Consider the following 24,166-nt stretch of genomic DNA (forward strand, 5'->3'; position numbering starts at 1 on the left):
TACCAATAATGCAAACTCAAACCCTGCTGGCCTTTACCGCAATCGCCGGACTCTCCATACTCAGCCCTGGTCCTGCCATATTACTGTCCCTGAAGAATGGTGCAAGCTATGGCGTGCGTTCTGTCATGTGGTCAGCCTTGGGTAATATCAGCGGTGTATTTTTTCTGTCAAGCGCGGCTTTTCTGGGTTTGGGAGCATTGCTGAATTCTTCAGCAATGCTGTTTGCTGCCGTCAAGATAATAGGTGCACTGTATTTGTTTTATATAGGTGCAAAGCAGTTGTTTGGCAAGAATAATGCACTGCTGGCACAAGGGATGAGCACTGGAGAAAATGAACAACCCGCCAAAAAGAAATTGTTTGCCGAAGCTTTCCTGACGGCAGCCACTAATCCCAAGGCCTTAATGTTTTTTACTGCCCTGTTCCCTCACTTCATCAATACCAGTGAAGCACTGGCACCACAGTTTTTTGCTCTGATGGCTATCTTCATGAGCCTGGCATACCTGACGCATCTGATGTATGCGCAACTGGCTGCGCGTGCCATGCATCTATTGGTCAAGCCACATTTTGTGAAATGGGTAAACCGTGTAGTTGGTACAGTCTTTATTTCATTTGGGGCGATGCTCCTGAGCTTGCGTCGGCAAACAGCCTGATCGTTTTTTTCAGATCAATAAATTTTTCTCCATGAAGACGCTCAAAGGATCTTCATGGTAATCGCCAAAAACGGCTCTCTCTGCATAACCGAGGCGGAAGTATAAGCCCAGCGCCTCGGGCTGCCTGATTCCGGTTTCCAATCTGGCCACACGGATATCCTGCCCCAGCAAATAATCTTACAGTGCGCGCATGATGTGCTTGGCTAAACCTCTGCCACGGAATTCATCCGGCACAAACACGCGCTTGATTTCACCATAACTTAGCTGTTCATCGTCATCAAACAAGATTTTGACTGCACCGCAAGCTGCCAAGTCTTCGTCGATATAGCATCCAAGAAAAATCACATTGTCTTGCGCTAAGGCGCTGACACTTTCCAGATGATTGCTCTCTGCCGGATATAAGTCATTCATATAAGTATCTGACATGGAGATCAGCTTCCCCGCGGCTTCAGAGGCTGGATCTATTCTTTCTATCTTCATATTAGTGGACTTTTTCCTGCATATTGAAGCTGATCATTTTCTTGAGCTCAGGTACGCAAGAACCACAATTCGTACCGCATTTGAGCTTGCTTTGCAAACCAGTCAGGATATCGGCTGGCAGACCATCCATATCGCCAAGCGTCTTATTAATTTCGGTATCAGTCACATTCAGGCAACTACAAACCACTTTGCCACGTGCGGCAAAACCCTGTGGTGCTGTGGTGCTGGGCATGAGCAGGAGACGCCCCAGCCTGGCGACTGGTTCCTGTGCCTGCAGAAAATCCTTGAGCCAGCTTTCTGCAGACACGTCTCCCGCCAGCGCGACGGCAGCCAGACCACCTTCTTTTACCAGGATATGGCGCGAAACACTGCGGCGCTTGTCGTCATAGCGCAAGACATCCACACCCTCAACACCAAAAATCTTTTCGATTTTTTCCAGTACTTCATTTGCTACCGCTTCTTCATTGGCTGCGCGAAAAATCACCCCCACCTTGTCGCGACCAAATGGCGTGCAGGATGCATAGGCAAACTCGCGCATATATGGGCGCAAGGCAGCCTGGATACTATAAGCATCGTCACTATCCAGCCAGGCAAACACGACGAAACGCCAGGGCAATTCTGCTTTCAGAATCTTAACGGCAGCGGCTTTCAACTCTGGTTGCTTGGAAATGGGATCGATTGCTGGTGAAGTCAGGGCATTCACACCATAGCTGGCATTCTGTGCATGACCGCGGCCAGACACATATTCCTCACCCCAGTGCATGGCGATGAAAACCTGGCCCGCACGCTGCTCATCACTTTCGACTACCGGCAAAATGACAGTGCCGCGACGGCTGCTAACATGCACCAAATCTCCCGCTTTCAGGAAGCGTCTTTGCATATCTGTGGCTTCCATGCAGATACCCGGTTCGGCCACGTGGGCAAACAGTTGCGCCACCGTGCCGCTACGGCTCATGCCGTGCCATTGATCACGCAGGCGACCTGTATTCAAAGAGAATGGATAACGCGCATCAACTGCGTCTTTGACAGGCTGATACACGGTATTGATAAAGCGCGCACGGCCATTGGCAGTAGGAAAAATACCATCTTCATACAAACGCTGCTTGCCCGTACTGGCACCAGTCGGATAAGGCCATTGCTGTGGCCCCTGCTGCTCAAGTATGGCGTAAGACAAACCGGTGATATCGAGGTCACGGCCACGGGTGCTGTCGCGGTGTTCGTTCCAGACTTGTTCGTCGCTGTCGTACTTGAAGTTTGCTGGCGATTTACCCAGCAAAGGGGCCAGTACCTGAGCAAACTGGCTGGCGATTTGCCAATCGTGTCTGGCTTCACCAGGTGCAGGTATGACGGCGCGTACACGTGATATGCGGCGTTCTGAATTGGTGACGGTGCCTGTCTTCTCGGCCCAGGTGCTGGCTGGCAACAGTATGTCGGCATACGGCACGGTAGCCGTGCTTGCATAGGCTTCCTGCACGATCACCAGCTCGGCTTTTTGCAAAGCTTCGCGTATCAGGTTTTGCTCAGGCATGGATTGCGCCGGATTGGTACAAACTATCCAGATGATCCTGATCTCACCCTGTCTGACTGCTTCAAACATTTCCACTGCAGTTTTGCCCGGCGTCGCGGGTACATCATATACACCCCAGTACGCGGCTATCTCCGCGCGGTGTTCAGCATTGGCAAGGTCACGGTGACCCGACATCAGATTAGCCATGCCACCGACTTCACGCCCGCCCATGGCGTTTGGCTGTCCAGTCAGGGAAAACGGCCCTGCGCCCGGCTTACCAATTTGATGCGTAGCCAGATGCAGATTGATGAGAGCAGCATTTTTTGCAGTACCAACAGATGATTGATTGAGTCCCTGGCAATACAGCGACAGGCTGGCTTTGGCTTGCCCAAACCAGCGCGCTGCCTGCACCAGGTCCGCCTCCTTGATGCCACAGGTCTTGGCGACAGCTGCTGGCGTGTAATCACGCACGGTTTGCTTGAGCTCGGCAAAGCCCTCTGTATGTTCCTGGATATAGGCCAGATCGATCAAGTCTTCCCACAGACACAGATGCAGCATGCCGTTGAACAAGGCCACATCGGTGCCCGGCAAAATAGGCAGGAATAAATCTGCTTCACGCGCCGTATCGGTGCGGCGTGGATCAGCGACGATCACTTTCAGCGCAGGATTTTTCTCCCTGGCTTGTTCAATACGGCGGTATAAGATCGGATGCGCATAGGCCGTGTTGGAGCCGACGATGAAGATGACTTCTGCCAGGTCTATGTCTTCATAACATGTGGGCGGTGCATCCGCACCCAGAGTCTGCTTGTAACCGGCAACCGCGCTGGACATGCACAAACGCGAATTGCTATCGATATTATTGGTGCCGACCAAACCTTTGGCGAGTTTATTGAAAACGTAATAGTCTTCAGTCAGCAATTGACCAGAAATATAAAAGGCCACACTGTCCGGGCCATGGGTCTTGATGGTGTCAGCAAACTTGTCCGCCATGCTGGCAATGACGGTATCCCAGTCACTGCGCTGACGCAGCTCTTCACGCATTAGCGGATCACGTATTTCGGGATACAGTGCCCTGACCTGTTGTTGTAGCCTGATATCCGCTGACAAATGCAGGGTACTGCCTTTGCTGCACAAACGACCAAAATTGGCTGGGTGCTCAGTGTCACCACGCACACCCAGTACTTGCTCGCCATCGCTTTCTATGACTACACCGCAACCGACGCCACAGTAACAACAGGTAGATTTGGTTTCAGTCATACATGCCTTTAAAAGCCCGCAACATAGTAATCATTTGTGAGCTTGTGCATTTTCTCATGCCTCTACTGCATGTGCCGACAATTCATTGGCATCAAGATAGACCTGACCTGCTTCCACTTTCAAACTGAATTTTTGTGTACAACCCACGTCCGGTGCAATCGCACAGCCCGTGGGTAAATCTATATTCCAGTTATGCAAGGGACAGGCTACCTTTTCGCCAAAGACGATGCCTTGCGATAAGGGGCCGCCTTTGTGCGGACATTTGTCCAGCAGGGCAAATATCTTGTTTTCGCTATTCCTGAAGATAGCCACATCCGGTTTGCTGTCACGGGCGACTACACGGGCGCCCAATACAGGTATGTCGTCAACGCGACAAATAACTTGCCATTCCTGATTCATGTTTTTTCCTTTCAATTAGGCTGGCAAGCGCTCAAACTGTCGTGTATCGACCTGGGCTTTTTCTGGTTCATGCCATGGATCAGATTCACCTTCCAGTGCAAACAGCAGATGTTGATACAGGTCTTTGCGACGGCCATGGTCTTCCAGAATAATTTTCTTTACATAGTCGAGGCCAACGCGGGCCAGGTAATGGACGGTACGTTCCAGATACCAGCCTTCCTCCCGATATAACTGCAAGAAGGCGCCGGTATATTCCATGACTTCTTCATGGGTTTTGAGTTTGACGAGGAATTGCGCGACTTCGGTTTTGATACCGCCATTGCCACCGACATAAATTTCCCAACCTGAATCAACACCGATGACACCAACGTCCTTGATACCGGCCTCGGCACAATTACGTGGGCAACCAGATACCGCCAGCTTGACCTTGTGTGGCGCATACATGCGTGCCAGTTCACGTTCCAGTTGTTGTCCCATGAGAGTGGAATTTTGCGTACCGAAACGGCACCATTCACTGCCCACGCAAGTTTTCACGGTACGCAAACCCTTGGCGTAGGCAAGGCCAGATGGCATACCCAGGTCTTGCCAGACGGCGCGCAAGTCTTCTTTCTTCACACCCAGCAAATCGATGCGCTGACCGCCGGTAACCTTAACTGTCGGTATCTTGAACTTATCGACAACGTCAGCAATCCTGCGCAATTCGCTGGCATTGGTTTCACCGCCCCACATACGCGGTATGACGGAGTAAGTACCATCCTTCTGGATATTTGCGTGTGAACGCTCGTTGATGAAACGCGATTGCGGATCATCCCTGGCTTCACGCGGCCAGGTAGAAATCAGGTAATAGTTGATGGCTGGCCGGCAACTGGAGCAACCATTAGGCGTACGCCATTCCATGAATTCCTGCACGCCAGCTACTGTCAGCAATTTGTTGACCTTGATCGCATCACGCACTTGCTGATGACTGTGATCAGTACAAGCGCACATGGGTTTGACTTTAGACGCAGTCGAATAATCACCACCCGCCGTGAACATGATGATCTGTTCTACCAGCCCGGTACAGGAGCCGCAAGATGCCGATGCCTTGGTATGCTTGCGCACATCGTCGAGTGTGAACAAGCCTTTTTCCTTGATGGCCTTGACGATGGTGCCCTTGCAGACACCGTTACAGCCGCAGACCTCGGCCTCATCCGGCATGGCAGCAGCCTTGGTGTGTCCTTCATGACCAACATCGCCAGTATTCGATTCCCCAAACATCAATGAGTCACGAATCTCGGCAATATTCTTACCTTCACGCAGCAGTTTGAAATACCAGCTGCCATCGACAGTATCGCCATAAAGGCAAGCACCAATCAGCTTGTCATCCTTCACCACGAGCTTCTTGTAAACACCACCTATGGGGTCGGACAAAATGATTTCTTCAGTATCCTTACCCCCCATGAATTCACCTGCAGAAAACAGATCTATGCCCGTCACTTTCAGTTTGGTGGAGGTGACTGAACCCTGGTAACGACCTATGCCAAAATTCGCTAGATGATTGGCACAGACCTTGGCCATTTCAAACAGAGGTGCGACCAGGCCATATACAGTGCCACGATGATTGACGCATTCGCCAACGGAATAAATACGTGGGTCATAAGTCTGCATGGTGTCATTGACGATGATGCCGCGATTGCAGTACAGACCAGCAGATTCTGCCAGCGCAGTATTAGGGCGTATGCCAACTGCCATGACGATCAGTTGCGCAGGGATTTCCAGGCCATCGGTAAAGCGTATGGCTTTCACATGACCAGCATCATCACCAATGATGGCTTCGGTATTCTTTTCCAGCAGGAAGTTCAGGCCGCGGTCTTCTAGGGATTTTTGCAACATCTTGCCAGCAACGGGATCAAGCTGACGCTCCATCAACCAGCCTGGCAAATGCACCACAGAGACACTCATGCCACGCATTTTCAAGCCATTTGCCGCTTCCAGACCCAGCAGGCCACCGCCAATGACGACAGCGTGAGTATGCTTTTCTGCCGCCTCTATCATTGTATTGGTGTCGTAGATATCGCGATAGGCTATTACGCCTTTCAGATCTTTGCCCGGTACAGGCAGCATGAAGGGCGTAGAACCCGTCGCCAGCAATAGACGGTCATATTCAGTTTGCGTGCCATCTTCGGCAATCACGACGCGCTTGTGGCGATCTATTTTGGTTATTTTTTTTCCGAGATGCAGGGTAATATTATTTTCTTCATACCAATCCACATCATTGAGCATGATGTCCTTGATGGTTTGCTCGCCAGCCAGTACGGGTGATAGCAGGATGCGGTTGTAATTGGCATAAGGTTCTGCACCAAATACGGTAATGTCATACAGGTCGGGGGCGATCTTGATTAATTCTTCCAGGGTACGCACACCTGCCATACCATTCCCTACCATCACTAGCTTAAGTTTCTTCATGGCTGCTCCTTTGCTTGTCTCCTCACACACTAAGCAAGAGCAATGCCAGTTCATTACCCCCAGAGAGAAGACCAGCCTGTTTTTATAAGCCCGCACCAATTTGACTGCACATTAATATGGTTTTCACCAAGAAAAACGGAGGATTCCTCTGCTGGCAGCAAGAGCAATGCCACTTATTGAAGCATGCGCCCAAAATCCTCATGGCACTCATAAAAAAAACAGTCATTCTGGTGCATTGCACCATTTAATTCAGGGTGCGCACAGTTTTTGCGCAGAAAGTTTTGTTTTCAATCAAGAAATATGCGAATCACCTGCACATTTTGATGGCACGTCCCTTGCAAGTGGCATGCATGTTCACTATTGGAGCGATCATGCAAAAAACTTCCTTCTGGAAAGCCGGGCACACGCCCACCTTATTGGCATCCTTCTTTTATTTCGACCTGAGTTTCATGGTCTGGGTATTGCTGGGGCCACTCGCCATCCAGATTTCCAAGGACCTAGGCCTGACTGCAGCACAAAAAGGCCTGGTCGTCGCCACCCCCTTATTGGCTGGTGCCTTGCTACGCATCGTCATGGGCGTGCTGGTCGATCATTTAAAACCCAAGAAAGCAGGATTGATAGGCCAGATCGTCGTGCTGATAGGCTTGTGCTGGGCATGGCTGGGTAATTTGCACACTTATGAACAACTGCTGTTCCTCGGCGTGATCCTGGGTGTCGCAGGTTCTGCCTTTGCCGTGGCATTGCCGCTGGCATCGCGCTGGTATCCGCCTGAGCATCAGGGCACTGCTTTAGGGATTGCGGGTGCAGGCAATTCCGGCACCGCCTTTGCGGCCCTGTTTGCGCCAGCGCTGGCAATTGCCTTTGGCTGGCAAAACGTGTTTGGCCTGGCGCTGATACCATTATTGATTGCCTTGGCGGTTTACCTGATTTTCGCCAAGGATGCACCGGGTGATACACCAAGCAAATCATTGACTGAATACCTGGCTGTGCTGAAAGACAAGGACGCCTGGTGGTTCATGTTCTTTTACAGTGTCACTTTTGGAGGTTTCTCTGGCCTGGCCTCTTCCCTGACCATTTATTTCAATACCCAGTATGGTTTAACGCCCGTCACGGCAGGTTATTTCACTGCCGCCTGCGTTTTTGCCGGGTCGCTGGTGCGTCCTATGGGTGGTCGTATTGCTGACCGCATAGGTGGGATCAAAACCCTGTCTGTCATGTACACCATCGCTTCTGCCTTCCTGTTCATTGCAGCTACAGGTTTGCAATCAGCAAGCACCGCTGTATGTGTCTTTGTGGTTGCCATGCTGGCTCTGGGTACGGGCAATGGTGCGGTATTCCAACTGGTGCCGCAGCGTTTCCGTAAGGAGATGGGTGTCATGACTGGCCTGGTAGGCATGGCTGGCGGCATAGGCGGTTTTTATCTGGCTGCCAGCATGGGTTATTCACGCCAGCTCACCGGCAGTTATCAAATAGGCTTGTCGATTTTCGCCAGCCTCGCCATCATCGCCTTGCTGGGTTTATCATTGGTCAAGAAACGCTGGCGCACGACCTGGGGCTCTGCCGCCATGACTACAGCAAAAATTTAATCCATCGCATATGCCATTGACAGTCAGCACAGGACATCACAGCGTAGCCGGTTTACGCCCACGTAATGAAGACTTTGTCGGCATGGTCACGCCAGGCGAACCCGAGCTATCCTGCAAGGGCATGGTGTTGGCCGTGGCTGACGGCGTCTCTGGCAATGAAGGCGGGCGTGAAGCGGCTGAATATGTAGTACGTGGCCTGCTGACCGATTACTATGCCACGCCTGACACCTGGGAAGTAACGACTGCACTCGACAAGGTGCTGGTCGCCATGAATAGCTGGGTGCAGCAACAGGGATCGGTACGCCGCGAACTGGCAGGCATGGCCACCACCATGACCTCACTGGTCTTGCGCGGACGCATGTATTACAGCGCCCATGTGGGCGATACCCGCTGCTACCTGTTGCGTGACGGTGCGTTGCAAAAACTGACCCAGGACCATGTCTGGGACAGACCAGAGATGCAACATGTGCTGACCCGCGCCATAGGCCTGGACAATCACCTCGTCATCGATCATGGTATGGGTGAGCTGCGTGTCAATGATGTCTTTTTACTGGCTTGTGATGGCATCTGGGCCAGCCTCACCGAATATGATCTGACAGATTTTTTGAAGCAGGTCAGCGCAGGCAAGCTGAGCAGTGAGGCGTCCTGCGAAGCGCTATGTGCAGCCGCACTGAAAGCGGGGTCGCAAGACAACTGCAGTGCCGTGATAGCACGCATAGACAGCTTGCCAGAAGGCGAATTGCGCGATGCCATCAGCGAGCTGCACGCCCAGCCTGTACCACCACGCATGAAGCCCGGCCAGACCCTTGATGGCTATGCGATAGAAGAAGTCATGCATACCTCGCTGACGACGATACTGTATCGCGTTAGCGATACCACTCATCACCAGCAACTGGTGTTAAAAACCCTGCATCCCGACAAGGCCAATGATGCACCGGAGCGCTCAGCCTTTGCGCATGAAGCATGGCTGGCCAAGCGCGTGGTAGCGCGCTTCTTTCCCCAGGTAATCACGCCCGATCAAAGAAACTACCTGTACTATCTCTCAACCTGGCATGCGGGTGCATCCCTGCAACAAAGGCTGGAAGCCGGGCAACATTTCACCATACCAGAAGCAGTCGCTTATGGTGGCAAGCTGGTACGCGCCATCGGTGCGCTGCACAGGCGCAGCATCCTGCACAGGGATATCAAGCCCGCCAATGTCCATCTGGGGGACGATGATGAAATCCGCATTCTTGACCTTGGTGTCGCGCAATCCGGCTTTGACAGCCAGGATGGCCAGGGCAATGCCAGCCACAGCATGGCGGGTACACCCTCATTTCTGGCGCCTGAGCAATTTCAGGGCGCAGCTCCATCCCGCGCCACTGATCTGTATGCCACTGGCGTCACACTTTACTATTTGCTGACGCGTCACTATCCGTACGGCGAAGTCGAGCCTTTTCAGCGCCCCAGGTTTGCTGAGCCTGCGTCGCCGGGACGTTACCGCCCCGACTTGCCACACTGGCTGGAAAATGTCTTGCTCAAAGCCGTGGCACGCGACGATGCTGAACGTTTTGAAACCGCTGAAGAATTTTTACTGGCACTGGAACGCGGTGCCGCCCATCCCCTGCCCTCCCCACAAGCCAAACCCCTGGCACAACGCGACCCGCTGGCCACCTGGCGCATGCTGGCAGTATTGTCCCTGGTTGCCAATGTGCTCATGTTATATCTATTGATTGCACGTTAATTTTTACTGCCGCAAGCATGAATTCATCCCCATCTGCCCCTGATTGATCCCAGTACGCTGGGATTTCATGCAATCCCATGACATAGTCAGGATTGCGCAAAAGCACCGGTCTTACTCTTATTGCCTGGCCACAAGCTAAAATAGGCATTTGCCACCCATATCATCCTATTCAAGCAATGAGTTTCAGATAAATGTCACGGATGACTACGCATTATTTTCGGCTCACTTCATGATGTCTGTAAACAGAATGAGAAATCTTCCCAGTGTGAAGTGTTTCCTCTCCATCCTGATGACATGGTTTCTCGTCATATTATTCTTCAGCCTGGCCCAATATACGGACTTTTCCAAGATTATGCCCACGTCGTTTTTTGAAGCGCTGTGGATGACGACTATCTATTTCTTTCCTTACATTCCTTTAAGTTTTATTCTGGCAATAACGTTTAAACGTTTGCCAGCCCATTATTTGAATGCCAAACACCTATCGCTGCTATATGTCCTGGTGCTCGTCTTATTTCTTCCTGTGATAGTTAGTTATCAGATAGCAGCAGAGTATTATTTTGTCTTAAAGAAAACTCCCCCCTCCCTTGGAATATTGCTGACTGGTATGTCTGCCATGGGTTGGTGGGTATTAGGTTTTCAAACCAGTATTGCTTATTTCATGGAAGTCGCGGCAACACTATGGAAACGCAATCACGCGCAGGCAAAGCTCACCCAGGCTTTACAAAAAAAGAACCTGCTACTGCGCCTGTCTTTGATGCAATGTCAACTTGAGCCTTATTTCTTGCTCAGCTCTCTGGATGGCATAGGTAATCTTATCCGTGTCGCGGATCGTAGTCTAGCCACCACGGCACTGGCTCGCCTGAGTGATTTACTGCGCTATGTTCTACGTTCTACAGGAAATGAAAAGCCTACTATGGCTGACGAAATAGGTTTTGCCAAAGCTTATCTCAGTCTGCAAGAATTGCGCTATGGAGAGCAGTTGCAGGTTCAATGGATTTTGTCCGACAATGACTGGTCTGCCCTTACATGCCCTGCCTTGTTATTACATGCATTCCTGGAGCAAGCATTGCAGTGGTCACTTATTTTAAAACAAGAAAAACATCTCTTGCAAGTAAGCCTGGTGCTAAGCAATGACATACTCCGGTTCTGCGTTCTACTCAAAGTGGAGAACGCCAGCATAGAAACAGAGATGATAAAAATTGTCGCCGTAAAAGAAAGGCTGGACATACTCTATGCCGGAGTGGCCAGTCTGGAGTTAACGCAGGACTATCAACAAATAAGCATTGCCATGTGTATCCCATCGGGAGAGTTACAAGATGGATAATCAAACCATGCAAATCATTACGGGCCAACACTCACCGCTTAGAGCCGCGCCCCAGAAGCTCTTACTAAATGAATTCGATGCCCCTTGTATCAATGAGACAAACGACAAGGCTGATTACCTGAATTTAATATTTACGCTATTAATCTGGTTTTTGATTGCCAGCTTACATAGCCTGGCTTTTTACAAGGACGCCTTACGCCATCACACTAATGTCAATATCTTTCGTGACCTTGCCTCGATACTGCCTGGTTATGTCGTGCTGCTTGCACTGAGTTGCGGTTTTGCTCGTGTTTTCTCAAAGAAAGCTGATCACCTGCTCAAGCTGAAAAATATGCTGTTTACAAGTGGGCTGACGGTATTGCTTGGTGTGCCAATCCTGACCATGATCTCACTGCTCATGAATGCGCTGATCAACCATCGTGACCTGACTACTTTGCCAGCTATGCTCAACAAGCATTCGGCTATCATTTATTGCGTAGATGCTGGACTACTGTTGTTTGCTTACCTGATGCAAGCGGCTTATGCATTCTGGCACAAGGGACAGATACAGAGTCTGGCTTTTACTCAGCAAAACAATGAGAGCCTGGCCTTGCGCCTGCGCCTTCTGCAGGGTCAGTTAAAACCACATTTTCTGTTTAACGCACTCAATAGTATCAGTGCGTTAGTCAGAACAGCCGACCGCGAACTCGCTTCCTCCGCACTGGAAAAACTCAGTGCATTGCTACGCTATGTGGTTCATTCCAGCAAACATGAGTGGTTAAGTGTTGCAGACGAGATCAACTTCACCAAGGCCTATCTGGACATGCAAATGCTGCGCTATGGCGAACGCACCAGTATCAACTGGCATCTGGCAAACGTGCCATGGGAAAAACTGTCATGCCCACCCCTGCTCTTTCAACCACTGGTAGAGAATGCCATTCATCACGGTGTAGAGCAAAATCACGAAATTTGCCATATACAAATTAACTTACGACAAAAAGGCGATATGCTGGAATTTCGCATCACCAGCCCGGTGTTCAAACAAGGCTGTAGTAAAAAGGGCCATGGCCTGGGCTTATCTGCCAGCAGGGACAGGCTTGCCATCCTGTACGGACAGCGCGCAAGCCTCACAACCGAAGCCAGCACAGATCGTTATACGGCAACACTGGAATTTCCCTTGGGATTTCTGCAGACTGCATAAAATACTCTTGCCACAATCTCCATACAAATTCTCTGACTATCTGAAGAAAATATGAGTCTCAAAAAAGTCTTGCTGGTAGATGATGAATTGCCAGCGCTGATCAATATGCAATATATCCTGTCAGACAATCCCGACTGGCAACTGGTGGGCAGCTGCCATTCGACGGCGCTGGCTAAAGAATTCATGCAAAAAACCCATGTCGACCTGATCCTGCTCGATATAGAAATGCCGGAGCAAAATGGACTGGAATTTGCTCGCGAACTCTGCAGCCTGCCCGATACTCCATTGATTGTTTTCATCACGGCTTACGACCAGCATGCCGTCAGCGCCTTCGATGTATTCGCACTCGATTATCTGCTCAAACCTTACGATGATGAGAGATTTAATCTGATGCTGCGAAGGGCTTTGCAGCAATTGAATCTGAAACAAAAAGCCTTGAATTCAACTGCGATACAAGATTATTTGCAAGACAGGGCTGCGTTTGATGAAGGCAAACGCAGCCCGGAATTACAGCAACTTATCATCAAATCCATAGGTAGCACAGAACGTATCAATATTGATGATGTGATCTGGCTTAGCACTGCCGCCAACTATGTAGAAATCCATTTGAGCAAGCGCATCGTTTTGCATCGCGCCACTATCACGGCAATGGAAACACGTCTACCAGAGCATCAATTCATACGCGTACACAGGACGGCCATCGTTCGCTGTGAAGCAATCCTTAATTTGAAAATAAATACTGATGGTAGCCATCAAGTAGATTTGAGCAATGGTGATGAGGTCAGAGTCAGTGAAAGTTACCTGAAGAATCTGAAGAAATTATTTACTTCTATATAAAGCAAAATTTTTCCGCTCTTGCCATCATTTTTTAGCTCATTTTTTCATCCCTGGGCACTCACAAAAAAAACAACACATTCGCTCACTTCATCCCTGCCTTCCCCCGTTTCATCACGCGGCAATTTTCCCATCACCTGACAATTCCAACTCGTCCCTAGTCGATAGTTGAGGCATTTCTTTCATGTCAAAGTCTCTGTCACACCGACTTGCCGTTTGGTTTTTTGATATCCCAAAAAAGGCATGCGCTTGCGTCTCACCACCTCAAAAACACATGACATTGCCGGGGTGAGTAGCAAACAACATCGGGATAGTCGCTTTCGCTTTCAATGAAAACCTTAGGAAATTACATGCAAAAACGAAATCATGTATTCAGAAAAACACTGGTAGCCCATGCGCTGACTCTGGCGTTTGGCGCAGGCGTATTGACAATGACATTTGCACCTGCTGTCCATGCACAATCAAATGCTGCAGGTACAGTTTTTGGTAAAGTCAATGCAGGTTCTGCCACCACTGTCATCCTGAAAAATACAGACACCAATTTGACACGCACTGCAACTGTAGATGCCACAGGAAAATTCCAGGCAACTGCACTTCCCATAGGGCATTATCGTCTCAGTCTGATGAAGGACAGCACGACCTTGTCGACACTGGAACTGGATGTACTTGCAGGACAAGGTGTTGAAGCTGCATTCAGTACTGAAACATCTGGCGTGCAGTCAGTCACAGTGGCGGCTACTCGCAAACGCATAGACGTCTCCAATGCCACGAACGGTGCAACCTTTACTGCAAAAGAACTGGACAAGTTACCTATTGCAAAAAATGTCAATGCCATCATACAACTGGCACCGAATACTACGCGCAGTGACCCAACCTATGCTGGCGGAGCAGCATTTGCCGGCGGCGGAGCATCAGAAAACGCCTACTATATCAATGGTATGGTAGTCACCAATCCATTGACACAATTGGGTGCATCTGAACTGCCATTCGGCGCGATTTCGCAAGCACAGGTTCTAGTCGGTGGTTTTGGTGCAGAATTTGGTCGCTCTGTCGGTGGTATCGTCAATATCACGACCCGTGGCGGGACCAATAACTGGGAAACAGGTATCTCGGCATATACCACACCAAACTCTTTACGTGGCACGAGACTTGATTACTATTTCCCTGTCATCGGCGCCAGCAACACCAAAGCAACTGATGGTCTCACACGCCGGAACCGCTCGGAAAACACTTACAATGAAAAACAGCTTGGTGCCTATCTGGGTGGTCCTATCATACAGGACAAACTGTTCATGTTCATTGCAGCAGAAGGAACTCGATCTGATAACGGCATAGTCAATAGGGACAGGACTGAGGCCACACTGGCCTCGAGTGGTTGGCGTGACCAGAATAACACCATCAATCGTTACTACGGCAAGCTGGACTGGAATATCAATGATGATCATCGTCTGGAATTGACCCTCCTGGGGGATAAGACCAAGCATGATAATACCTATTATTCATACGACTATGCGACACGCACACGCGGCACAGTGCCAAAATTAATAGAGCACATAGAACTCAATTCTGATGCCAATGTGGGCGATAACGGTGCCGACGTACAAATCCTTCGCTATGTTGGCAATATTACCGAGAACCTGACTGTTACAGCTCTATATGGTCAAAGCAAGGCCAAGCATATCTATGAGGCTGTGGGTTATGACCCTACTCTGCTTGCAGTAACCGCAGATACCAACAACCGCGTGCCAGGCTTGAATTATAATTCCCCGCAAAGCCTGACTGGTCTTTTGAAAAATAAAGACGCTACGGATTCAGTCAAATCAGCACGTTTTGATGTCGAATACAAACTCGGCAAACATCTGATACGTGCTGGTATTGATAATAATTCAGCGAATTCAATTAATGCAGGTGAATATAGCCCCGGTGGCGGCACCTGGACTTATCTGCGTACAACAACGCCCAATTTGCCTACTGAAGTCACTGGCGGTACCGTCCCAGCCCTGACTCCTTTTGGCGGCTATGCAGCGCAGGGCTATTATGTGCAAAAAGGCTTGTACACTACAGTTTCCGATGCCTATACAGAGCAATCCGCCCAGTATATTGAGGATAAATTCCAGGTCACCAAGGATATCTTGCTGAGTTTTGGTCTGCGTAATGAACAGTTTTCCAATGCCAACCGGGACAAGGTCAAGTTCGTTGATATGAAAAACCAGCTGGCACCACGCTTTAGTGCTGCCTGGGATGTCAATGGTGACTCTTCTCTGAAACTATTTGGTAGCGCAGGCAGGTATGCAGTGCAAATGCCATCAGTTGTTGCTTTGCGACAAGCTAATGGGTCTCTTAATACCAACCAGTATTATGCTTATACTGGCACAGATGCTAATGGCTTGCCTACCGGTTTGACGCAATTGACGAATCCACTTTCTGGCAATAGTGAATTTGGTCAGGTCAAAGACCCGAAATCCATCACAGCGACCAACCTCAAACCCATGTTCCAGGACGAGCTTACCCTGGGTTTTGAAAAAGCTTATTCGCCAAACCTGAATTTTGGTGGCAAAGTCACTTACCGCACTTTGCGCTCATCCATTGATGATTTCAGCGATCCACGGGTATTTGAAGATTGGGCCAAACGCAATAATGTACCTATCGGTGACTCTTGGTCATTTTCTGGTGCTGCGTTCAATCCTGGCGAAGACAATGATTTCCTGATTGATTTCAAAGGTGGCAAAGGTTATTCAGCGGTGCACTTGACTGCAGCAGATATAGGCATGGAAAAAGTCAAGCGTGTCTACAAGGCTCTTGATCTGTTTGCAGAACACCCTTATCGCAATGGCTGGTATGGCAAGGTCAACTATACCTGGTCACGCAGCGAAGGCAACACCGAAGGCCAGACGCTGTCTGATACTGGTGTCGGGCAAGGTGACGTGGCAACCACACAAACCTGGGACTATAAGGAATTGATGTACTACGCCAGCGGCAGGCTGCCCAATGATCGTACTCATCAATTGAAAATGTTTGGTTACTATGATCTGACACCAGAATTGACCATAGGTGGCAATTTATTGATTGCAGCAGGTCGCCCGACCAATTGCAAAGGTACCTTCCCTAATCCCGACCCGCGTGCCGTGAATTATGGCATCAACTATAACTCTGCCTCTTTTTATTGTTATGGTACGACCGCGAGCAAAAACGTGCCGTCACCACGTGGTACGGCTGGTAATCTTGAATGGGATAGAAACCTGGATATGAACCTTGTGTACAAACCCAGGCAAGTCCCAGGCCTGATATTCAAACTCGACGTCTTCAACGTATTCAATGCACAAACTGTGCAGAAAATTGAAGAACGCTACAACAACTTCAATGTCTTGCGTAACTTATATGGCGGCGTATTAAGCCTGACTGCACCACGTAGTGTACGTCTGGGAGCGGAATACAACTACAAATTCTGATATTCAATTTTTCAACTGTCATTTTTCCTTTGCGCCTTTGCAGTACGACTGTTTCTGCATAAACGGAACTGCTGCAAACTTCATACGCCCGGCTTGCCGGGCGTTTTTTTGTTTACCGTCGGCCCCACAATGGTATTGCTCTTGCTGTTGATAGTGCATTAACATGAGAGCTAGCATGCTCAAATGGCATCTTCGACACCAAAGAACTGCAAACGCTTGCTTCAGTTTTCCCTCTTCACCAACTTTGATCTGACCTGAATATGCCGAATAGTCTTGATCGCCTGACCCATTCCCTGCGCTTGCGACGCATAGGTGTAAGGCTGGCGCTCAGCTATGGCTTGCTGCTGGTCTTATTCAGCATTGTCTTATTGTTGCCAATTTCACAAATTCGCAAAATGACGAGTTTGAGTGAGAAATTTGCCCGCAAAGAAGTACAAAGCCTCTTGTATGTACAGGAACTCAGCGTCTCGACAGAAAATGTAGGCCGGGCACTGTTGCAATTCCTGACTGTACCTTATGAACAAAGAGTGCCTGAATACGCCATCGTCGATGAAAAAAATCGCCAGATTGATCGCCTGATTACGGCCCTGGAAGCCTCGCTGAGTGATGATGAGCAATTAAAAAACCTGAAAGTCCTCCAGGAAAAGCGCCGGATTTACAACAAGCATTATCTGGACACGGTCAACCAACTGGAAGAAGAGGGCCAGGAAGCCGCCAAGGCCAGCTTTATCACACAAGTCAAACCTGCACTGGATGCCTTGCTGGATCAGTCAAAAAGCTTTCTCAAGCGCGAACAGGAGTTGATACTGACCCATCAGGCCCAGGCACAGCGTGAACTGGAGCAAACCAGCATGCTGGTTGCCATGCTGTCTGTATTTGGGGTCATCATGGCGGCGGTACTGGCCTGGCTGACTACCCGCAGCGTCGTCAAGCCGCTGGCAAGACTGGAAGCCAGCGCCCTGCAAATTGCCAGGGGTGACTATCAAACCCGCTTTATCCCCAGCAAAACAGAAGAAGTCGCCAGAGTGGGGGAAGCCTTGAATACTATGGCCGAAGCCATAGGCATACGTGAACAAGCAGTAGAACGTCTGGCTTATTACGACAGCCTTACAGGATTACCTAACCGCACCCTGCTGCTGAAAACCCACGAAGGCAAGGATTTGCCACACCAGGGCTTTATCCTGATGGACCTGGCACGCCTGAAGGTCATCAATGAAACCCTGGGCTTTGATACTGGTGACACCGTCATTTCCGACATTGCCCTGCGCCTCAAAACCGTCATCAGCGACGACACCAGCACAGCCAAACCCTGGCTGGCCAGGCTGGCAGGAGGCGCTTTCGCGATACTCTGCACCGATAGTTCAAAAACCAGTATCGAAGACTTGCATCAGCGCATCGATGCCGCCATGGCCAACCCGGTCAAATGCGGTCTTCATTCTGTCGATGTCAGCCTGGTCTATGGCTTTGCGATTACCGCTGGCACACCCATGCCCTTAATGACACTGGTCAGGAATGCCGAAGTGGCCCTGTATGCTGCCAAACGTAGTGCCAGTGCCTCGGCCTGGTATAGCGATGCGCAAGAAGCCTCACGGCTGACACATCTGAGCTTGTTGTCTGACTTGCGCTCTGCTGTTCGCGGTGCTGAACTGCAAATGTGGCTGCAACCCAAACTTCGTCTGGATACCGGCAAAGCCTATGGCTTTGAAGCCCTGGTACGCTGGCAACATCCTACCCGTGGTTTTATTTCCCCAGCTGATTTCGTACCCTTTGCTGAGCGCACAGGCTATATCAATCTGCTGACCATGTGGATGCTGGAGCAAGCCATCGTCACGCTCAAGAACTGGCAAGGCAAATATCCAAACCAGACCATCGCCGTCAATGTCAGTACCCATGATTTGCGTGACGCCAGTTTTCCAGACCAGATTTCTGCGCTGTTGCGTCAATATGAACTCAATCCAAAACTGCTGAAACTGGAGATTACCGAAAGCGGTATCATGGAAGACCCCAGCAGTACCATAGAATTGCTGAACCGCCTGCGTGCTATCGGCCTGGAATTGTCAATTGATGACTTTGGCACCGGCTACTCTTCCCTGTCCTACCTGCAACGTCTGCCCGTGAGTGAGCTCAAGATAGACCGCAGCTTTGTCACCGATATCGACAAGCTGCCAGCCACCCAGGGTCTGGTCAAAGCCATCATAGAAATGGGCCATGGCCTGGGCTTGAGTGTGATTGCCGAAGGCATAGAAACCGCTGCCGAACGCGAAAGCCTGCGCCTGCTTGGCTGTGATTCCATGCAAGGCTACTTCGCCAGCAAGCCACTGTATGGCGAAGGCTTGCAAAAATGGCTGGCCAGCCTGTCGACTGACTAGCATTTATGCAAGTACCTGCATTTCCTGAAGATGAAGCCCTGCGCCTGCAAACCCTGATTGCCTGCGCCATACTGGACACGCCCGCAGAAGAACGTTTTGATCGCCTGACACGGCTGGCACGCCACTTGTTTCAAACGCCGGTTGCCTTGATCTCCCTGATAGACAGTGAACGCCAGTGGTTCAAATCCAGACAAGGCCTGGATGCCATAGAAACGGCCAGGGATATCTCATTTTGCGGCCATGCCATACTCAGCCCGGATGTCCTGTATATCCCCGATGCCAGTCTGGATGCCCGTTTTGCAGACAATCCTCTGGTTGCCAGTGCCCCTCACATACGCTTTTATGCTGGCGCTCCGCTCAGGGCAAGCAATGGTCAGCGCCTGGGTACCTTGTGCATCATTGATACCCAAGCACGTACACTGACTGCCGCCGATCTGGCCGCATTGCGCGACCTGGCAGATTGTGTAGAGCGCGAGTTTTCCCGCGAAGAGCAGCAAAGGCAGCATCATGCCCTGCTGGCCCTGACCGCCATCACTTCACTCTCTTATCAAGACCCGGATGCCGCACTACGACAGAGTCTGGCCATGGCCTGTGATTACCTGGGCATGGCCTGTGGCCAGATCAGTCGCATGCAAAACAATGGCAAGCAAGTGCTGTTATATCAGTCCGGCAATCGCTTGCATTGGGCGCTGGAGCAAGCAGGCCAGGCAAGACTCTGTCCCTTACCAGAGTCAGCAACCGGCTTGATAACGGGCTTGATACATGCCGCCAATCTGGCCGACAGTGAATATCATCATTTCTATCACCTGCAACCGGATGTGCAAAGCCTGATAGGCTTGCGTCTGCATATCCATGCCAAAGACGATACCGCCCTATGTATCTGGCATACAGAATCCAGGGTATTTCCTTTTTCCGAGGTAGAAACAGATTTCGTGTGTTTGCTGGCCGACTGGATCAGCGGCGTCATGAAGCGTCAGGAACTGGACCGGCAATTGCAAAGACAGCGCGCCCTCAGTGATGCCATTGCCATGGCCCAAGCCTTGTTCATACGCGAGACTGGCCAGGAAAAAGGTTTTGCATCCCTGCTGGCAGCGATCCTCAAGCTCACGGAGAGTGCCTACGGATTCATAGGTGAAGTCAAGAACAAAAGCCCTGGCACCCTCTCCCTGAAAAGCATGGTGTTGGGCTGGAATACCACAACAGACCACGTCAGCAGCCTCAACCTGGGGACAGAGGTGCAGGATGCCGCCTGTCGGCAACTGCAATCCCGCTACGGTGAGGCGCTCAAATCAGGTCAGCCTGTGATAGACAATGATCTCCCGGCTACTGCACTGGATCAGGTTTTCCCGCCTCATTTCCCTGCCTTGCGCAGCTTCCTGTACATACCCGTGCAATATGATGGTGAACTGATTGCCCTGCTTGGCCTGACCAACAGAGCAGATGGATATGATCAGCAAATCAGTGATTTTTTAAGCCCCTTGTTCAGCACCCTGGGCCAGTTGATCAGCGCTGCCCGCGTGCAAAAACAAAGGCGGGAAACCGAACGACAACTCGCCAATGTCATCAAGGGCACCAATATCGGCACCTGGGAATGTAATATCCTCACAGGTGAAACTATCTATAACGAGCGCTGGGCCGAAATGCTGGGTTACACCCTGGCAGAGCTGCAACCCACCACCGTCGACACCTGGCTCAAACTGTGCCACCCGGAAGATCTGCACGTCACCAGTGGCATGATAGAGCAGCACTTCAGAGGCGAGATCGAATACTTTGACCTCAAGAGCCGTATGCGCCACAAGGATGGCCACTGGATCTGGATACATGACCGCGGCTGCGTCGTCAGTTGGGGCCCCAATGGTGAACCACTCATCATGTCGGGTAGCCATGCCGACATCACCAGGCAAAAAGAAGCCGAAGCCGAACTTGAACACACTTATGAGTTACTGGAAAAATCGAATGCAGCTGCCCGTATCGGCACCTGGGGTCTGGAAATAAAAAACCGCAAACTGCAATGGAGTAAAGTCACCAAAGAAATACATGAAGTCGATGACGACTTCAGTTGTGGCGTCGACGAAGCCGTGGCTTTTTACAAAGGGGAGAAAAACCAGCAAAGAATCCGTGAACTATTCATCAGTGCAGTGCGCGAAGGCAGCTCCTTTGATACTGAATTCTGCATCCTTAGCGCAAAAGGTAATGAACGCTGGGTACACGTCATTGGCTTCCCTCAATTCGAAGACAATGTCTGTGTACGTGTCTATGGCACTTTCCAGGATATCAGCGAAAGAAGAGCCGCGGCAGAAAATCTGCGCGACCAGGCTGCACACACTAGTACCATACTCGACAACGTGCTTGATGGCATCATCACCTTCGACGAAGATAACCATATCCTCAGCGTCAACAATGCAGCGATCGATATTTTTGATTTTTCTGCGGATGAATTACTGGGCAAGAATATCTTGCAATTGATCCCCTACACCAGCGACCCCGCACCCGACAATATCATCCCTGGGATACAAGACATCATAGGTATCAGCCGTGAAGTAGAAGCAAGGCGCAAGGATGGAGAGCTATTCCCGCTGGATTTGTCTGTCTCCACCGTCAAGCGCCAGGGCAAGCCTTTGTACATTGCCCTCATGCGTGATATTACTGAACGCAAGCGCACGGAAAAAATCAAGAATGAATTCATTTCCACGGTCAGCCATGAATTGCGCACGCCACTGACATCGATTTCCGGCGCCCTGGGTTTGATTTCTGGTGGCGTCTTCGGCGGCTACTCTGAGCGCATGAAACAAATGATAGACGTCGCCAATAAAAACTGCCAGCGTCTGACTTTCCTCATCAATGACTTGCTGGACATGGAAAAACTCACCGCGGGCAAGATGGTATTTCGTCTGGAAACCAGCTACCTCAGCGACTTGCTGCAACAAGCGGTAGAAGCCAATCAAACCTTTGGTACTATCCGTGGTGTCAGCCTGCGTTTATCAAAAAACATCCCCGCAATCAGTCTCTCTGTCGATACTCAGCGCTTCATGCAAATTTTGTCCAATCTGTTGTCGAATGCCATCAAGTATTCACCGGAAAACGATGTGGTGGAAATTGAAGCCGAGAGAAGAGGGAAAAAGATACGCATCTATGTCATCGACCACGGCGTTGGCATCCCGCATGAATTCCGCGAGCGCATCTTCCAAAAATTTGCCCAGGCAGATTCTTCCGACACCCGCCAGAATGGCGGCACTGGCCTGGGCCTGGCGATCACACGCGAACTGGTAGAAAGAATGGGCGGCAGTATCGGTTTTGAATCCACTCCTGGTCAAGTAACCAGGTTTCATGTTGATTTGCCAGTTTCGCCCTGAATACCAGCACCGCAATTACCTGCCTTTATGACAGGGCATGCTTCTCAAGACTCTTTAAGTAAAGGGCATGATACTCTTGCCCTTCTTTGGAGACCTCCCAGTCGGCAAAATGCAAAGTCGGCTTGTCTGTAAGATGTGTGGATGGCACGGCACTCGCTAGTAATCTGCAAAAAGTATCGAGTGTCAATAAATCAGGATCTATCCCTTCCTTCCAGAGAAATTGACCTGCTTCATTGATTTCCAAAAATATATACTCGCCAGCCTTATTGACGATCAAATCTATACATCCAAAGACCAGGCCCAGTTTTCTACACAAAGCAATACAACGATCTGCTATCTCTGCTGGCAATTCTATTTTTTTAAGAGGCAGGTCTGCACCCAAATCACAACGCCAGTCTATGGTTTCACCCTTGCTTTGACTATCTATCGCCGCAGCAAGCACGGTATCACCCATCACCGTGACGCGAAGTTCATAGCTCTTTTCAACCAGTACTTGAAAAATGCCAGGGCAGGCCCTGATACCATAGTCATCCTGAAAATGCTCTTCAGATAAAGCCGCGGTACGCAAGCCTGTTACCGAACCTTGTTCATGATGCCAATATCCTTGAAAAAACGCTTTGTAGATAATTTTCCCATCATGCTTTTCAAAGAAATTTTTCACTTTTAAAAAATCATTGCCAATAAGCGTGTCCGGGATCTTGAAACCCAGCGCCCTGGCAGCCAGTAATTGTGCGGGCTTCATATCTGCCTGCTGTCCCGCAGCCGGTGAATTAACCCAAAGACTATTGGCGCTACCGATTAGCGAAGAAATGCTTTTCAGGAATTCATTCGACTCACGTTGAATGATGACAACATCTTCAGGGTGCGAATCCAGCATAGGGGTAGCCGTACCAGCGCGACGATTCCAGATGACATCAAAGGGTCCAGTACATTCACGTCCAGCAATCACCATACTTGCTTTGTGATTGCCAGTTTCATCGATCTCCAGCGTAAGCGCATCAGATTTTGGAAAATCTGACCAGTCCCACAAAATGGAATCACAACCCAACATCTTAAGCCCCCAATGCACTGCGGCTGCATGCACATCCAGGGGGTTAGAAAGAATTAAAATACTCATCTCGGTAAATTATCTATTTTTTCACTGAGGCTGTCATCATCAACCAGCTCACTGCACGTCCATGAAGACGAAGTCTTGTACATCTCCATGCTTGAAGATGTACAAGACCAATTAACATTGAATCAGTAACTTTCCCTTTCCAAATTTGGAATGAGCTTACAGATTCGAAATCTCAATTAACTTGGGAGAATTCTGTCGCTGCTGTTTTCTGGCAGGTGATTCCAAGTAGGACCATGAGCGTTATCACCGCCAGCGATAAATTTTTGCTCTTCAACTGTCAATTCTTTACCTACAGTTTTTCCCAAAATACGTTTCTCTGTAGTAGAAGAAATTTCGTTTTTTACTGTTTTAGTTACAAACATTATGTATCTCCAATAATGCATTTGGCCATTAAATAATCTCTGCCTGACCTGGCCAAATTTAGCCAGGCAGAGCTACCGTTGAAACCGGTCAGCCACAATATAAATATATATTTTTGAATTTACATCCTGTC

Annotated in this window: 16 protein-coding genes; 9 read left to right on the forward strand and 7 right to left on the reverse strand. The window is 49.9% G+C overall.

Annotated features, from left to right (window positions below):
* Positions 1 to 8: 8 nt before the first annotated feature.
* Positions 9 to 650, forward strand: coding sequence for a LysE family translocator (locus ACO0LF_RS15690; RefSeq protein ID WP_423015524.1), 642 nt, complete (start codon positions 9 to 11; stop codon positions 648 to 650).
* Positions 651 to 659: 9 nt separating this feature from the next.
* On the opposite strand, the gene ACO0LF_RS15695 is transcribed toward ACO0LF_RS15690, so the two are convergent.
* From ACO0LF_RS15695 to nirB, 5 genes are read right to left on the reverse strand one after another with little or no spacing between them, the layout of a single operon-like run.
* Positions 660 to 800, reverse strand: a complete 141-nt coding sequence (locus tag ACO0LF_RS15695; RefSeq protein WP_423015526.1) for an acetyltransferase — start codon at positions 798 to 800, stop codon at positions 660 to 662.
* Between the two features lie 27 nt (positions 801 to 827).
* The gene (locus ACO0LF_RS15700; RefSeq protein ID WP_423015528.1) at positions 828 to 1,130 is read right to left on the reverse strand and encodes a GNAT family N-acetyltransferase; all 303 of its coding nucleotides are present in this window, start codon (positions 1,128 to 1,130) and stop codon (positions 828 to 830) included.
* Between the two features lies 1 nt (position 1,131).
* The gene (locus tag ACO0LF_RS15705) at positions 1,132 to 3,894 is read right to left on the reverse strand and encodes a molybdopterin-dependent oxidoreductase (protein WP_423015530.1); all 2,763 of its coding nucleotides are present in this window, start codon (positions 3,892 to 3,894) and stop codon (positions 1,132 to 1,134) included.
* A 54-nt stretch (positions 3,895 to 3,948) separates the two neighbouring features.
* Positions 3,949 to 4,293: a nitrite reductase small subunit NirD gene (nirD, locus tag ACO0LF_RS15710; RefSeq protein WP_423015532.1), complete on the reverse strand. Its 345-nt coding sequence runs from the start codon at positions 4,291 to 4,293 to the stop codon at positions 3,949 to 3,951.
* 15 nt (positions 4,294 to 4,308) lie between these two features.
* Positions 4,309 to 6,738 carry a nitrite reductase large subunit NirB gene (nirB, locus tag ACO0LF_RS15715; protein WP_423015534.1) on the reverse strand — a complete coding sequence of 810 codons (2,430 nt, stop codon included), beginning with the start codon at positions 6,736 to 6,738 and terminating at the stop codon, positions 4,309 to 4,311.
* Between the two features lie 371 nt (positions 6,739 to 7,109).
* On the opposite strand from nirB, the gene ACO0LF_RS15720 reads away from it, so the two are divergent.
* From ACO0LF_RS15720 to ACO0LF_RS15755, 8 genes are all read left to right on the forward strand, one after another.
* A complete protein-coding gene (locus tag ACO0LF_RS15720) occupies positions 7,110 to 8,324 on the forward strand; it encodes a nitrate/nitrite transporter (RefSeq protein WP_423015536.1) in 1,215 nt (404 codons plus the stop codon).
* A 10-nt stretch (positions 8,325 to 8,334) separates the two neighbouring features.
* The gene (locus ACO0LF_RS15725) at positions 8,335 to 10,047 is read left to right on the forward strand and encodes a protein kinase domain-containing protein (RefSeq protein ID WP_423015538.1); all 1,713 of its coding nucleotides are present in this window, start codon (positions 8,335 to 8,337) and stop codon (positions 10,045 to 10,047) included.
* A 229-nt stretch (positions 10,048 to 10,276) separates the two neighbouring features.
* Positions 10,277 to 11,371, forward strand: a complete 1,095-nt coding sequence (locus ACO0LF_RS15730) for a sensor histidine kinase (RefSeq protein ID WP_423015540.1) — start codon at positions 10,277 to 10,279, stop codon at positions 11,369 to 11,371.
* Positions 11,364 to 12,551, forward strand: a complete 1,188-nt coding sequence (locus ACO0LF_RS15735) for a sensor histidine kinase (RefSeq protein ID WP_423015542.1) — start codon at positions 11,364 to 11,366, stop codon at positions 12,549 to 12,551. The genes ACO0LF_RS15730 and ACO0LF_RS15735 overlap by 8 nt, the downstream gene beginning before the upstream one ends.
* A 51-nt stretch (positions 12,552 to 12,602) precedes the next feature.
* The gene (locus ACO0LF_RS15740) at positions 12,603 to 13,388 is read left to right on the forward strand and encodes a LytR/AlgR family response regulator transcription factor (protein WP_423015544.1); all 786 of its coding nucleotides are present in this window, start codon (positions 12,603 to 12,605) and stop codon (positions 13,386 to 13,388) included.
* A gap of 347 nt (positions 13,389 to 13,735) precedes the next feature.
* Positions 13,736 to 16,834, forward strand: a complete 3,099-nt coding sequence (locus ACO0LF_RS15745; protein WP_423015546.1) for a TonB-dependent receptor — start codon at positions 13,736 to 13,738, stop codon at positions 16,832 to 16,834.
* A gap of 260 nt (positions 16,835 to 17,094) precedes the next feature.
* On the forward strand, positions 17,095 to 19,203 hold the full coding sequence (locus ACO0LF_RS15750; protein ID WP_423015548.1) for an EAL domain-containing protein: 2,109 nt from the start codon (positions 17,095 to 17,097) through the stop codon (positions 19,201 to 19,203).
* A 5-nt stretch (positions 19,204 to 19,208) separates the two neighbouring features.
* Positions 19,209 to 22,556, forward strand: coding sequence for a PAS domain S-box protein (locus ACO0LF_RS15755; RefSeq protein WP_423015550.1), 3,348 nt, complete (start codon positions 19,209 to 19,211; stop codon positions 22,554 to 22,556).
* Between the two features lie 25 nt (positions 22,557 to 22,581).
* On the opposite strand, the gene ACO0LF_RS15760 is transcribed toward ACO0LF_RS15755, so the two are convergent.
* The gene (locus tag ACO0LF_RS15760; protein ID WP_423015552.1) at positions 22,582 to 23,673 is read right to left on the reverse strand and encodes an ATP-grasp domain-containing protein; all 1,092 of its coding nucleotides are present in this window, start codon (positions 23,671 to 23,673) and stop codon (positions 22,582 to 22,584) included.
* Between the two features lie 176 nt (positions 23,674 to 23,849).
* Positions 23,850 to 24,035, reverse strand: a complete 186-nt coding sequence (locus tag ACO0LF_RS15765; protein ID WP_423015554.1) for a hypothetical protein — start codon at positions 24,033 to 24,035, stop codon at positions 23,850 to 23,852.
* Positions 24,036 to 24,166: the final 131 nt, after the last annotated feature.

Source organism: Undibacterium sp. Di27W (genome assembly GCF_049340345.1).
In the GTDB taxonomy this organism is placed as follows: domain Bacteria; phylum Pseudomonadota; class Gammaproteobacteria; order Burkholderiales; family Burkholderiaceae_D; genus Undibacterium.

Coding starts and splice junctions, on each gene's coding strand:
- nirB (WP_423015534.1), bottom strand. CDS start 6,738: ATGAAGAAACTTAAGCTAGTGATGGTAGGGAATGGTATGGCAGGTGTG.
- ACO0LF_RS15730 (WP_423015540.1), top strand. CDS start 10,277: ATGATGTCTGTAAACAGAATGAGAAATCTTCCCAGTGTGAAGTGTTTC.
- ACO0LF_RS15760 (WP_423015552.1), bottom strand. CDS start 23,673: ATGAGTATTTTAATTCTTTCTAACCCCCTGGATGTGCATGCAGCCGCA.
- ACO0LF_RS15740 (WP_423015544.1), top strand. CDS start 12,603: ATGAGTCTCAAAAAAGTCTTGCTGGTAGATGATGAATTGCCAGCGCTG.
- ACO0LF_RS15765 (WP_423015554.1), bottom strand. CDS start 24,035: ATGTTTGTAACTAAAACAGTAAAAAACGAAATTTCTTCTACTACAGAG.
- ACO0LF_RS15690 (WP_423015524.1), top strand. CDS start 9: ATGCAAACTCAAACCCTGCTGGCCTTTACCGCAATCGCCGGACTCTCC.
- ACO0LF_RS15745 (WP_423015546.1), top strand. CDS start 13,736: ATGCAAAAACGAAATCATGTATTCAGAAAAACACTGGTAGCCCATGCG.
- ACO0LF_RS15700 (WP_423015528.1), bottom strand. CDS start 1,130: ATGAAGATAGAAAGAATAGATCCAGCCTCTGAAGCCGCGGGGAAGCTG.
- ACO0LF_RS15705 (WP_423015530.1), bottom strand. CDS start 3,894: ATGACTGAAACCAAATCTACCTGTTGTTACTGTGGCGTCGGTTGCGGT.
- ACO0LF_RS15735 (WP_423015542.1), top strand. CDS start 11,364: ATGGATAATCAAACCATGCAAATCATTACGGGCCAACACTCACCGCTT.
- nirD (WP_423015532.1), bottom strand. CDS start 4,293: ATGAATCAGGAATGGCAAGTTATTTGTCGCGTTGACGACATACCTGTA.
- ACO0LF_RS15750 (WP_423015548.1), top strand. CDS start 17,095: ATGCCGAATAGTCTTGATCGCCTGACCCATTCCCTGCGCTTGCGACGC.
- ACO0LF_RS15720 (WP_423015536.1), top strand. CDS start 7,110: ATGCAAAAAACTTCCTTCTGGAAAGCCGGGCACACGCCCACCTTATTG.
- ACO0LF_RS15725 (WP_423015538.1), top strand. CDS start 8,335: ATGCCATTGACAGTCAGCACAGGACATCACAGCGTAGCCGGTTTACGC.
- ACO0LF_RS15755 (WP_423015550.1), top strand. CDS start 19,209: ATGCAAGTACCTGCATTTCCTGAAGATGAAGCCCTGCGCCTGCAAACC.